A 13,095-nucleotide genomic window follows, 5' to 3' on the forward strand; every position below is an offset into this window, starting at 1 on the left:
AACTATGAAAGCCATTATTCAGACCGGGCCGCGCTCGGTAGAGACACAGGAGCGGGAGGTCCCCACACCCAGTGCAGACGAACTGCTCATCAAGGTCCACACCGCGGGACTCTGCGGCAGCGACGCCCACGCCTACAAGTACGACGGCGGCTACGAGTGGATTCCCATCCCGCGTATCATGGGCCACGAGTACTCCGGGACGGTCGCGGAGGTCGGCGAGAACGTCGAGACGTTCGAGGTCGGCGACAAGGTCGTCGAGGAGCCGATTCACGACTGCGGTCACTGTTTCCAGTGTCAGAACGGCCAGCCCAACGTCTGCCAGAACTTCTCGATTACGGGGATGCACCGCGACGGCGCGTACACGGAGTACGTCACCGTCACGCCAGAGCACGTCCACGCGGTGCCCGAGGGCGTCCCCCTCGAACACGCCGCCATCACCGAGCCGACGAGCATCGCCACGCGCGCGGTCCTCGACCAGTCGGTGACGACGCCCGGCGACAACGTCCTCGTTGAGGGGCCCGGCCCCATCGGCATGCTCGTCGCCGCCGTCGCCGACTCCCTCGGCGCGAACGTCGTCGTCTCCGGGCTCGGACAGGACGCGGCGTATCGCCTCCCGCTGCTCGAAGACCTCGGCATCGATACGGTGAACCTCCAGGAGGAAGGCGTCCTCGACGAGCGGGTCGAGAGCCAGACCGACGGCATCGGCTTCGACGTGGTCTTCGACGCGACGGGCCACCACAGCGGCGTGGTCTCCGGCAACGACGTGGTCCGTAAGGGCGGCCAAATCGTCGTCGTCGGCATCCCGAACTCGCCGAGCGAACTCAGCCTCACCTCGACCGTTCGCGGTGAAATCGACATCAACACCTCCTACGGCTCGACGTGGACGAACTTCGAACAGGCGCTCCGTCTCATGGAGCGCGGCGAAATCGCGGTCGACAAGATTCTCGACACCTCCTACGGCATCGACGACCCGGCCGAGGCGTTCGAGGCGTTCCTCGACTCCGAGACCTGCAAGCCGGTCTTCCAGTTCGACGGCTGAGCGACCCCGCTTTCCGGCCGCGAACCGTCCGACGACAGAAACTATTTTACCCGTGCCGATTGGATGTGAGAACGTACCAAACAAATCATGGAGATTACAGACATCTCAGCGACGAAAATCAGCAACGAGTCGTGGGGCGAGTTCATCGAGTTCCCGCTCGTCACCATCATGTCGAAGTACGACGAGTACCGCAACGTCGACGGCGAGAACCCGCAGGCCCGCCGCAAGTGGATGGGGCCGGTGGGCGACGTGGTGGTCGAAGTCGAGACGGACGCGGGCATCACCGGTGTCGGCGTCGGTAACTGGGGCACCGGAGCCATCGCGACCGTCGTCGAGGAGACGCTCTCGAAAATCGTCGTCGGCGAAGACCCGGCACAGCGCGAGCTTCTCTGGGAACAGATGTACCGCGCCACGCTCCCGTTCGGCCGGAAGGGCGTCGCCATCATGGCCATCAGCGCGGTCGACCAGGCGCTGTGGGACATCGCCGGGAAGGAAGCCGGCAAGCCGGTGTACGAACTGCTCGGCGGCCCCACCAAAGACGAGATTCCCGCCTACGCGTCGAACCTCCACCCCGTCGACATGGAGAAGCTCGAACGCGAGGCCGTCCAGTACGTCGAGGAGGGCTTCGACGCGATGAAGCTCCGCTTCCTCCACGGCCCCGAGGACGGCCGCGCGGGCATGAAGAAAAACGAGGAAATCGTCGCGACGGTCCGCGACGCCGTCGGCGACGACATCGAAATCGCGGGCGACGCCTACATGGGCTGGTCGGTCAAGTACGCAAAGGAGATGACCAAACGCCTCGGCAAGTACGACATGGCGTGGGTCGAGGAGCCGGTCATCGCCGACGACATCTCCGGCTACGCCGAGGTTCGCGAGGCCGCGCCGATGCCGATTTCGGGCGGCGAACACGAGTTCACCCGCTGGGGCCACGAGGACCTCCTCGAAGAGGGCGCGGTCGACATCCTTCAGCCCGACGTGGGTCGCGTCGGCGGTATCACGGAGCTCCAGAAGGTCGCCGACATGGCCGAAGTCCACGACGTGCCCGTCATCCCGCACGCCGGCACGAATCCGACGCTCCACGCCATCGCCGGGCACACGAACATGCCGATGGCGGAGTACTTCCCGACCCCCGAGTGGTTCGAGGAGCGACAGGAGAAACGCGAGTCGACCTACGCCGACGCCATCTTCCAGAACCCGCCGTCGCCCGAAAACGGGTCGATTCCGCTCCCCGACGAACCCGGCGTCAGCACCCAACTGAACCGCGAGGCGCTCGAACACTTCGCCATCGAGTGACGATGTCTGACATCAGCTTCGAGTACAACGTCCCCGTCTTCGCCGGCGCGCCCGACGAGGGGTCCGAGCCGACGCACCGCGACACGCCGCAGTACGAGGCGCTCGACTGGGAGGCGACCAAGATGGGCGTCCAGAAGGCGGAGGAACTCGGCTTCGACGCGGCGTGGGCACCCGACCACCTGCTGTTGGGCCGCGACCACGCCGAGTACGAGTGCTGGACGCTGCTGTCGGCCATCGCCGGCTTCACGGAGGACATCAACCTCGGCTCGCTCGTCCTCTGTAACGACTACCGCAACCCGGCGCTCGTCGCCAAGATGGCCGCGACGCTCGACGTGATTTCCGACGGGCGACTGGAACTCGGTCTCGGCGCGGGCTGGCACGAGCCGGAGTACGACGCCTACGGCTGGGAGTACCGCGACGGCTTCGAGCGCCTGATGCGGCTCGACGAGTCCATCCGTCTCATGAAGCGCATGTGGGCCGCCGGGACCGACGGCGCGAGCTTCGACGGGAAGCACTACCAAATCGAGGACGCCTACTGCGTTCCGGGTCCCGTACAGGACCCCCATCCGCCCATCCTCGTCGGCGGACAGGGCGAGGAGGTCACGCTCAAACTCGTCGCCAAGCACGCCGACGTGTGGAACACCGACGTGTTCAACGGCGACGTGGAGACGCTCGAACACAAAATCGGCGTCATCGAAGACCACTGCGAGACCGTCGGCCGCGACCCCGACGACATCGAGTACTCGTGGGACGGCCACGTCATCTGCACCCGCGACGAGGAGAAGTTCGACCGCCTGCTCGACCTGATGACGCCCATCCAGTTCGAAGCGGAGTATCAGGACCAAGCGCCCATCGTGACGGAGGAAGACGCCCGGGAGTACTTCATCATGGGGACGCCCGAGGAGTGCGCGGAGGCCATCGAGCGCCGCATCGACGCGGGCGTGACGAAGTTCCAGGGCTGGTTCATCGACTTCCCCGACACCGACGGCATGGAACTGTTCGCGGACGAAGTCATCCCGCAGTTCAGCTGAGGCACCCTGCGGGTCGACCGCGCCGCGGTCGGTCCGCTTTTTCGTTCTGGATTTCACTCGTTGATTCGTTTTTCACGTTGTTTGGTTATCACCGCATAGACCCCGTGAGCGCCATCACTTCGCCATTTCAGACGCGCTGGAACACGTTCTTCGACGCTGGTTCACTTCCGGCCATAGCGGAAAGACCTTTGAAGGATGGAGTTTCATAACTAACTATGACGTCAGACGTTCCGGTCAACGCGGTCAAAATCTCGCTCGAACTCGTCGACCTCTTGCGGGAACTCGACGGGGCGGGCGTCTCGGAGGTAGCCAAGCGACTGGACAAGCCCACCAGCACGATTCACGACCACCTGCGGACGCTGGAGCAACAGGAGTACCTCGTCAAGGAGGACGACACCTACTACGTCAGCACTCGCTTTCTCCAACTGGGTGCGCACGCGCGGTCCCGCCAGAAGGTGTTCAAAATCGCGCGTCCCGAGATAAACGAACTCGCGCAGGTGACCGGCGAGCACGCGAACCTGATGATAGAGGAACACGGCGTCGGCGTCTTCCTGTACCGCTCGCGGGGTCCCGACGCCGTCAGGCTGGACACCCACGCAGGGATGCGCGTCCCGCTACAGACGACCGCGCTCGGGAAGTCCATCATGGCGAACCGGCCGCGAGAGGAGGTCGAACGAATCCTCGACCGCCACGGCTTGGAGGCGGTGACGGACCGGTCTATCACCGACCGCGAGGAACTGTTCGACGTGTTGGAACAGGTCCGCGAGCGCGGCTACTCGTACGACGACGAAGAGCGCGTCAAGGGCATGCGCTGTGTGGCCGCGCCGATACTCAACGAGGACGACTACGCCATCGCCGCCGTGAGCGTCTCGGGGCCGAAAAGCCGGATGCGAGAGGAGCGGTTCACCGAGGAACTGCCGAACCAGATTCTCAAGAGCGCGAACGTCATCGAGGTGAACCTGACGTACTCGTAGTTGACCACCTCGCGCCCGCGTTTCCGCCCGGCCGTCGTAATGCTGCGTAGAGCGCAACAGTTACGTATCACGGTGTGGCAGACTGTAACGATGCAACTCGTTCGATACACCGCGGGCGGTGCCCCCGAATGGGGCGTCCGCCGCGACGACGACGTCGTCCCGCTCTCCGGCCTCCGCGAAGACGTCACCGTCCAGAACCTGAACAGCCCCGGCTTCCTCACCGTCGTCGAGGACGCCGCGGACGCCGCCGAGGACCAGTCGGTCCCCGTCGAGGACGTGAAGCTCCTCGCGCCCGTCCCGCGCCCCGGAAAAATCGTCTGCGTCGGGCTCAACTACCACGACCACGCCGAAGAACAGGACGAAGAAGTCCCCGAGCGCCCGCTCCTGTTCGGTAAGGCCGGCACGTCCGTCACGAACCCCGGCGACCCCATCGTCCACCCGGCGGCCATCGACGAGGTCGACTACGAGGTCGAACTCGGCGTCGTCATCGGGCAGACGGCCAAGAACGTGGACGCCGAGGACGCCTTCGACTACGTCGCGGGCTACACCGCCATCAACGACGTGAGCGGCCGCGACGCGCAGTTCGACGACGGCCAGTTCTTCCGCGGCAAGAGCTACGACACCTTCGCCCCGATGGGGCCGACGTTCGTCCCCGAGGGCGACGTCGACCCGCACGACCTCGACGTGGCCTGTCGCGTCAACGGCGAGACGAAACAGGAGTCCAACACCTCCGAGTTCATCTTCGGCGTCGACGAGGTCGTCGAGTACATAAGCGGCATCACGACGCTCCGACCGGGAGACGTCATCTCCACCGGCACGCCCGGCGGCGTCGGCATCTTCCGCGACCCGCCGGAACTGCTCGAACCGGGCGACAGCGTCGACGTGGAAATCGAGGGCATCGGCACGCTCACCAACCCGGTCGTCGCCGAGCGCGACGAGTAACCGGCCGCCGCACAGCGCAATTATTTATACGATATCCCGGTACTACCGACTATGAGCACGCACACAGACACCCGACTGAGAGACAAGCATATCGTCGTCACCGGCGGCGCGCGCGGCATCGGCCGCGGTATCGCGGTCCGCTGCGCCCGCGCCGGAGCCGACGTATCGATTTTCGACACGAAACCCGAGGTGGCCGCCGAGACCGCCGAACTCGTCCGCGAGGAGGGCGGTGAGGCCGCGGTGTACGAGGTCGACGTGACGGACGCCGCGGGCGTCGAAACCGCCGTCGACGCCGCCATCGAGGCGCTCGGTGACATCCACGGTCTCGTGAACAACGCGGGCGTCCAGCAGGCCGTCCCGCTCCTCGAAACGACCGAAGACGACTGGGACCTCCACTTCGAGGTGAACGCCAAGGGTACGTTCCTCGTCTCCAAGGCCGTCGCCGCCCGGATGGTCGACCGAGACGTCGAGGGGAGCATCGTCAACATCTCGTCGGTCGGCGCGGAGCGACCGTTCGCCGGACAGGGCGCGTACGGCGCGTCCAAGGCGGCAGTCCTCGCCTTCACGACCGTGCTGGCGAAGGAACTGAGCGACCACGGCATCACCGTCAACGCGCTCAAACCGGGTACCGTCGAGACGCCGATGGTCGAGACGTGGCTCGACGAGCACGCCGAGCAGTCCGGTAAGTCGTCGGACGAAATCCTCGCGGAGACGCTCGACGCGCACATCCTCGACCGAATCGGCCAGCCCGAAGAAGTCGGCCACGTCGCGGTTCTCCTGCTCTCCGAGGAGGGCGACTGGATAACCGGCGAGTCCATCGCCGTCGACGGCGGTTACCTCAAACACTGACTTCGACGAGGAGGCGCCCGGTGACTCGCCCACATAGGTCCGCGCGATATTTGTGGGTTCCGATCGTCTCCCCGTGAGCGAACCCGTCTTTTCGAACTGGTCCCTATCGCCCGAGTCGTCCGTCCCCGCGCTCTTCGCGTCGATGCACGGTCGCCTCCGCCGGTCCGGCATCGTCGGATATAGATTACGTCAATGTTCGGTGACGGTCGCCCCGGAGGCGTGCCACGACGCGCGCCGCAGAGGGGGGCCAACCAGTCTGAGACGTCCGCCTCGCGCGTTCCTCTCGTTCGGAGGCGAGGTCCGGCCTCCGCCCGTGTGACCGCGGTTGCCAACTACACAACTGTTATATCGATGTGTCTCGTGGTAACATGTGATCAGATCGGTCTGATCACGTGCGACCAGTATCCCGTGCGTCCAGCACGATAGCCATCAGTACGACGACCATCACGTACGCTCGGTGGCCGCCACGGAGTACACCTGCCAATCGGTACTCGCGGATATGCAGTGCGGCCGCCACCCGAGCACGACGTCCCATTGATACTCCATTTTTTGATGACCAACGTCCGGGTACGGCCGAGTCCGACTCGTCGGTCTGAGGGACACCGGTCCGCGCCACCGGCTCTTCGTTCGCGCGCTCGGTCCGGCACTGCCGGATACGCCCCCTTCGATTCAGTCCGTGGGCGCACCGCTCGGGCCGTCGAACCGGGCTCGAACCTGAAGATATTTTACGCTACCGTGTGAAATCCGGGTAATGGGTACCGATCAAAGCACGAACCGTCGCCTGAGTAAGGTAGAGCGGGTCATCGAGACGTACGACTTAGACGGGTTCGGCGAGCAACTCGCCGAGCGGTGGACGGCCCCCGAGGACAGCGATAGCCTCCGGGACCTCGCGGATCTGATGAACGAACGGGTGCTCGACGCCGCGCTGCGCGAGGCGGGCGAGGACGTTCTCGAAGGCGAGGTGGAGAACCTCTATACGCTTCTCACCGGCGACGAGACCACGGAGGGGATGCGCGTTCAGGCGAAGAACACGCTCCAGTCCCGCGGCGTCGACGTCGACCAATTGCTCTCGGACTTCGTCTCTCATCAGGCGGTCTACACCTATCTGACGGAGATTCGGGGCGTCTCGAAAGAGTCCTCGTCCGGAAACAGAATCGACAACGTCGTCGAGTCCATCCAGCGACTCCGCGGTCGACTGGTCGCGGTCATCGAACAGAGCCTGAGCTCGCTCCGCAACACGAGCAAACTCCGGCTCGGAGACTTCGACGTCCTCGTCGATACGCAGGTGTACTGCCGAGACTGCGGGACGCAGTACGAAGTCGTCGAACTGCTTCGGCGCGGCGGGTGCGACTGCGACGAAAGCACGTCGAACTAAACGATTACATACTTAGCTCTGTCACATTCCGCTCGATTCAACGGGTGATTTTATATTGATGTACCTATAGCATCAAGGTATGAGCTCAGAACAAGTGTCAAGATCCAAAGTCCACCTTTCGGTCGAGAACATCGGTGGCATTGACAACCTGTCAACGTCGTTCGAGCCGGGTGTGACGGTGTTGGCGGGTCGGAACGCCACGAACCGAACGTCGCTCTTGCGGTCCATCATGGCCGCACACGGGAGCGACGACGTCGCGCTCAAAGGCGACGCAGACGAGGGGTCGGTCGAACTCACGATCGGCGACGAGACGTACACCCGGACGTTCGAGCGACAGGGCGACGCGGTCATCTCCGGTGGGAACCCGGTCCTCGACGACCCGGACCTCGCTGACCTGTTTGCGTTCCTGCTCGAAACGAACGACGCCCGGCAGGCGGTCGCCCGCGGCGACGACCTCCGCGACCTCATCATGCGCCCGGTCGACGTCGAGTCGATAAACGAGCAGATCGAGTCGCTCCAGCAGGAGAAACGCGACATCGCCGACGAGCTCTCGACGCTCAGCAACCTCTCTGACCGCCTGCCGCAGCTCGAACGCCGGCGGACGAAGCTCGAAGACCAAATCGAGGAGAAAGAAGAGGAACTCGCCGAGAAAGAAAAAGAGGTCGAGGAGTACGACGCCAGCGTGAGCGAGCGTCAGGAAGTCGAGAGCGAACTCGAATCCAAGCTCGGCGACCTCCGGAGCAAGCGCCGCGACATCAACGACGTCGACCGCCGCATCGAGACGGAGAAACAGAGCCTCGACGCGCTCGAATCCGAGGAAGACGAACTTTCGGACGACGCCGAGGACCTCCCCGAGGTCGTCGGCGGCAAGATCGACGAAATCGACTCCGAGATCAGCCGGCTCCGGACGCGCCGACAGGAGATTCAGTCGACCGTCAACGAGCTTCAGTCCGTGATTCAGTTCAACGAGGAGATGCTCTCTGGAACCTCCTCGGACGTCGTCGACGCGCTCCGAGACGCCGACGACTCCGGCGGGAGCGTCACCGACCAACTGCTCGGCGACGACCAGGTCGTCTGCTGGACGTGCGGCTCCGAGGTCGACAAGTCCGAAATCGAAGGGACGATCGAACGTCTCCGGACGCTCCGCGAGGAGAAACTCGAAGACAACCGCGAACACCGCGAACAGCTCTCCGAACTCGAAGACGAGAAGTCCACCTACGAGCGCCGCCAGCGCGAGCGCGACCGCATCGAGCGCCGCCTGTCTGAAATCGAAAGCGAGCGCGAGACTCGCCAGGAGCGCATCGAGGAGCTCAAGTCCGACCGCTCGGACCTCGAAGCCGAAATCGAGTCGCTCGAACAGACGGTCGACGAACTCGAAAGCGAGGAACACGGCGACCTGCTCGACCTCCACCGCGAGGCGAACCAGCTCGAATACGACCTCGGACGCCTCCGCAGCGACCTCGAAGACGTCGAAGACGAAATCGACGACATCGAGCGCAAACTCGACGAGCGCGACGAACTCGAAGCGGCCCGCGAGGACATCGAAGACGAACTCGAAGAGCTCCGGACGCGTATCAAGCGCCTCGAATCCGAGGCCGTCGAGGAGTTCAACACCCACATGGACGACGTGCTCGACGTGCTCGAATACGACAACCTCGAACGCATCTGGATCGAGCGCACCGCAAAGCGGGTTCGGGAGGGCCGAAGGAAGGTCACGAAGTCCGTCTTCGACCTCCACGTCATCCGGACGAACGAAGACGGCGTGAGCTACGAGGACTCCGTGGCGCACCTCTCGGAGTCCGAGCGCGAGGTGACCGGCCTCGTGTTCGCGCTCGCGGGCTACCTCATCCACGACGTCTACGAGACGGTGCCGTTCATGGTCCTCGACTCGCTTGAGGCCATCGACTCGAACCGCATCTCGCGGCTCGTGGACTACTTCGCCGACTACGCCGACTACCTCGTCGTCGCCCTCCTCGAAGAGGACGCGCAGGCCGTCGACAGCGCGTACCCGCGCTACTCGCCGGCGTAACGAGGTCGTTCTCGTTTTCTGTTTTTTCGACCCCGAACTGTGCCGCGTCTCGGCCGAAGTGGTCCGTTTCGAGTTACACTAATAGCGATGTAACGTTGACCGGAGAACTGCGAGGACGACTGCGGCGCGTTCAGGAGAGCGCGATGCTCAGTTCGAGTTCCTCGGCGATGCCGAGGAGGACCTCGGTGAGACGGTCGAACTGCTCGCCTTTCATTCGGTTTGAGGGGCCGGCGACGCTCAGCGCGCCGAACACGTCGCCGTCCGGTCCCATGACGGGAGCGCCGACCGCGCGGACGCCGCTAATCTGCTCTTCGACGTTCAGCGCGTAGCCGCGCTCTCTGATCTCGTCGAGTTCGTCGAACAGCGCCTCCTCGTCGTGAATCGTCTGTTCGGTCTCCTTCGGGAGGCCGATCCGGTTGATGATTTCTCGGACCCGCTCTCGCGGCATATTGGCGAGAATGGCCTTCCCGCTCGCCGTCGAGTGGAGATAGACGCGCTTTCCCACCGTCGACTGCGTCCAGACGCCGTGTTTTCCGGGTGCGGTGTGGACGTACACGCCCCGCCCGTGCTCCTCGACGGTGAAAATCGAGCGCCGTTCCGACTCCTCGGAGAGGACGTTGGTGTAGTGTTCGGCCTTCCCGAATTTTCGTTTCCGCGTCCGGACGAAGTTTCCGAGACCGAGGAAGCGAAGCCCGAGATGGTACGTATCGCCCTCTTTAACCACGTATTCCTGCGCTTCGAGGGTCGTCACGTGGGTGTGTGCAGTGCTCGGCGCGATGTCGAGTTCGCGGGCGATTTCGGTCACGCCGGCACCGTCGCGTTCCCTGAGCAATTCGACGATTCTGAGGGTTGTGACCGTCGTTTTGAGCGAGCGGTCGTTCGGGGTTTCGGTCATTACCTGCGGGTCGTCACCATTGCACATAGTCGTTTCGGCTCTCCCGAATACCAGTTGTTCGATGGCGAATGCGGGCCACGCTGTCGCCGAAACGAGTCGTTTGTGAACGATACGCACGCCCTGTGGCCGGACCGGGGTGCGACGCCCCGGCCCAGAGACGGCGAGGTCGGCGACCGAAATCGGCAGAGAGCGGTACGGACGCATCCGAAAGGCGGGGGGTACGCCGCTCGCACGATTTCGGCGTCTCCCGGTGTTCGCATTCGTTCCTCGTGAATAGTCTCTTCTGTGGGTTAATCGGAGCCCGAACGTCCACCGGTCCGGAAGTGTTATTATCGTTTCTCCAGTCGATTCGGACGAAACTCAATGAACCACAACGAGACGTTCGAAACGGTCGAGTCGCTGGAGGCGGAGCTCGTCTCGCTCGCCGAGTCGCTCTGGGAGACGCCCGAACTCGGGCTTCACGAGACCGAGTCCGCCGAGTCGCTTTCGTCGGTCCTCCGCGACGCGGGATTCGACGTCACCGAGGGCATCGGCGGGATGCCGACGGCGTTCAGCGCGACCTACGGCGAGGGCGACCCGCACGTCGGCATCCTCGGGGAGTACGACGCCCTGCCCGGGCTGTCCCAGACGGTGTCGTCGAGCAGGGAACCCGTCGAAGTCGGCGCGCCGGGCCACGGCTGTGGACACAACCTCTTCGGCGTCGCCGGCGTGGGGGCCGCCCTCGCCGCGAAGCGCGCCATCGACGACGGGCGGGCCGAGGGGACGGTCACGTTCTTCGGCTGTCCCGCCGAGGAGATTCTCGTCGGCAAGGTGTTCATGGCCCGCGACGGGGCGTTCGACGACCTCGACGCCGCGCTCACGTGGCACCCGAGCCACCTCAGCGCGCCGTTCATGGCGCAGACGCTCGCGATGAACTCCGTCGAGTACACGTTTCACGGCGAGTCGGCCCACGCCGCCGACAGCCCGCAGTCGGGTCGGAGCGCGCTCGACGCCGTCGAACTGCTGAACACCGGGTCGGAGTTCATGCGCGAGCACGTCTCCGACGACGCCCGCATCCACTACACCATCCCCGACGGCGGCGGCGCGCCCAACGTCGTCCCCGCGGAGGCGACGGCGTGGTTCTACGTCCGCGCGCCGACCCGCGACGAGGTCGACCGCATCACCGACTGGCTCGACGACGTGGCCGAGGGCGCGGCGCTCATGACCCAGACGACGGTGTCGCGGCGGTTCCACACCGGCTGTTACGACTACGTGGCGAACCACGCGCTGTCGGATACACTGCTGGAGAACATGCGACTCGCCGGCCCCATCCCGTACACCGACGAGGACCGCGAGTTCGCCGCGGAGCTTCGGGAGACGCTGTCGGCGGAGACCATCGAGGCGCGGACGGCGCAACTCCCCGAGGAGCGGCGGGAGGCGGCGCGCTCGTCGGTGCTGTATCCGGACGCCCAGCCCTCCTACGACGTGGGGACCGTGCTCAACGGCTCGACGGACGTCGGCGACGTGAGCTGGATTACGCCGACCGCGCAGTTCTGGGCGGCGTCGTGGCCGGTGGGGACGCCCTCGCACACGTGGCAGGCGGTCGCCGCAAACGGGAGCTTCGGGTCGAAGGCCGCGGTGTACGCCGCGAAGGTCCTCGCGGCGACGACGCTCGACCTGTTTTCGGACGAGGCGCTGGTGGCGGCGGCCCGCGAGGAGTTCGAGGCGTCCGTGCCCGGCGAGTACGAGACGGCGCTGCCGGAGGGGACGGAGCCGCCGTTCCACCTCACGCTGTAGGCGGCGAGCGTCGGGAAAATCAGCCCTCGTTTCGGCTCCGGTTCCGGTACGCGGTTTCGCTCGCTTCTGTCCGTTCTTCCGTCGCCGAGACTCGCGTTACTCCAGTTCCGACCGGAGGTGCGTCAGGATGCGGTCGGTCGTCGCCTCGATGACGTCTTCGAGGAACTCGGGATCGGACTGCGTCGGGTCGCCGAGGCCCCCCTCGACGGTCAGGTCGTCGAAGTGGGCGTACTGGCGGACCTCGTAGCGGTTCTTCTTCGTCTGCGGCGTCTTGCGGTCGCCGCGGACGAGGTCGGGTCGGTAGTGTTCGATGACGCTCGTCTCGTACTCGCCGGCGTGACCCCACTCGGTGCCGAACCGCGCTTCCAACTGGTCGCGGGCGAAGTCGGTCCAGTGGGCGTAGTACGAGTCGAGTTCGTGGTCGCGCTGGAGTCGGTCGAGGGCGAGTTTGTGCGGCTCGATGTTGCCCCCGTGGAAGTTGGCGACGAGAAACCGGGTCGCGCCGTGGCGCTGGACCGACCGGCCCACGTCGATGATTATCTCTTGGTACGTGTCGGCTCCGAGCGAAATCGTCCCCGCGTAGTTGATGTGGTGCTCCGAGTAGCCGTACGGGAGGACCGGCAGAACGAGGAGATTCAAGTCGTGTTCCGGCGCGGCCGCGGCGAGTTCCGCGGTCAGGTTCTCCGCCCGGATGGAATCGACCGAGGTCGGGAGGTGCGTCGAGTGCTGTTCGGTTGCCCCGCAGGGGAGCACGACGAAGTCCGCCTCGTCGAACGCGGTTTCGGCTTCCTGCCACGTCATCTCCGCTAGGAGCGACTGTGACTCCGTTGAGTCCATAGAGAGATACGCACAGTTCCGATATATAATGGTTCACAATTAGGCAGTCTGAGTG

Annotated in this window: 11 protein-coding genes; 9 read left to right on the plus strand and 2 right to left on the minus strand. The window is 64.8% G+C overall.

The features are described from left to right. Window positions 1-4: 4 nt before the first annotated feature. The 8 genes from rhcE (at window position 5) to BN996_RS14305 (ending at window position 9,532) form a co-directional block, all read left to right on the plus strand. Window positions 5-1,039 carry a 2-keto-3-deoxy-L-rhamnonate dehydrogenase gene (gene rhcE / locus BN996_RS14270; RefSeq protein ID WP_089780187.1) on the plus strand — a complete coding sequence of 345 codons (1,035 nt, stop codon included), beginning with the start codon at window positions 5-7 and terminating at the stop codon, window positions 1,037-1,039. A gap of 87 nt (window positions 1,040-1,126) precedes the next feature. Further along, window positions 1,127-2,332 (plus strand): L-rhamnonate dehydratase, encoded by a 1,206-nt coding sequence (rhcD, locus tag BN996_RS14275; RefSeq protein ID WP_042665832.1) that lies wholly within the window; start codon window positions 1,127-1,129, stop codon window positions 2,330-2,332. Between the two features lie 2 nt (window positions 2,333-2,334). Beyond that, window positions 2,335-3,363, plus strand: a complete 1,029-nt coding sequence (locus BN996_RS14280; protein ID WP_089780189.1) for a TIGR03560 family F420-dependent LLM class oxidoreductase — start codon at window positions 2,335-2,337, stop codon at window positions 3,361-3,363. A 215-nt stretch (window positions 3,364-3,578) separates the two neighbouring features. After that, window positions 3,579-4,337, plus strand: coding sequence for an IclR family transcriptional regulator (locus BN996_RS14285; protein ID WP_089780191.1), 759 nt, complete (start codon window positions 3,579-3,581; stop codon window positions 4,335-4,337). Window positions 4,338-4,427: 90 nt separating this feature from the next. Continuing rightward, the gene (rhcF, locus tag BN996_RS14290) at window positions 4,428-5,279 is read left to right on the plus strand and encodes a 2,4-diketo-3-deoxy-L-rhamnonate hydrolase (RefSeq protein ID WP_042665834.1); all 852 of its coding nucleotides are present in this window, start codon (window positions 4,428-4,430) and stop codon (window positions 5,277-5,279) included. Window positions 5,280-5,330: 51 nt separating this feature from the next. Next, window positions 5,331-6,128, plus strand: a complete 798-nt coding sequence (gene rhcB, locus BN996_RS14295) for an L-rhamnose 1-dehydrogenase (RefSeq protein WP_089780193.1) — start codon at window positions 5,331-5,333, stop codon at window positions 6,126-6,128. Between the two features lie 751 nt (window positions 6,129-6,879). Continuing rightward, on the plus strand, window positions 6,880-7,503 hold the full coding sequence (gene rdfA / locus BN996_RS14300) for a rod-determining factor RdfA (RefSeq protein ID WP_042665835.1): 624 nt from the start codon (window positions 6,880-6,882) through the stop codon (window positions 7,501-7,503). A gap of 79 nt (window positions 7,504-7,582) precedes the next feature. Then, on the plus strand, window positions 7,583-9,532 hold the full coding sequence (locus tag BN996_RS14305) for an archaea-specific SMC-related protein (protein ID WP_089780195.1): 1,950 nt from the start codon (window positions 7,583-7,585) through the stop codon (window positions 9,530-9,532). A gap of 130 nt (window positions 9,533-9,662) precedes the next feature. On the opposite strand, the gene BN996_RS14310 is transcribed toward BN996_RS14305, so the two are convergent. Further along, on the minus strand, window positions 9,663-10,427 hold the full coding sequence (locus BN996_RS14310; protein WP_089780197.1) for an IclR family transcriptional regulator: 765 nt from the start codon (window positions 10,425-10,427) through the stop codon (window positions 9,663-9,665). A 363-nt stretch (window positions 10,428-10,790) separates the two neighbouring features. Between BN996_RS14310 and BN996_RS14315 the strand changes: the two genes are divergently transcribed. Continuing rightward, window positions 10,791-12,203 carry an amidohydrolase gene (locus tag BN996_RS14315; protein ID WP_089780199.1) on the plus strand — a complete coding sequence of 471 codons (1,413 nt, stop codon included), beginning with the start codon at window positions 10,791-10,793 and terminating at the stop codon, window positions 12,201-12,203. A gap of 96 nt (window positions 12,204-12,299) precedes the next feature. Here BN996_RS14315 and BN996_RS14320 read toward each other — a convergent pair whose 3' ends face one another. Then, window positions 12,300-13,004: a creatininase family protein gene (locus tag BN996_RS14320; protein WP_089780526.1), complete on the minus strand. Its 705-nt coding sequence runs from the start codon at window positions 13,002-13,004 to the stop codon at window positions 12,300-12,302. Window positions 13,005-13,095 lie beyond the last annotated feature (91 nt).

The organism is Haloferax massiliensis (assembly GCF_001368915.1).
Classification (GTDB): Archaea; Halobacteriota; Halobacteria; order Halobacteriales; family Haloferacaceae; genus Haloferax; species Haloferax massiliensis.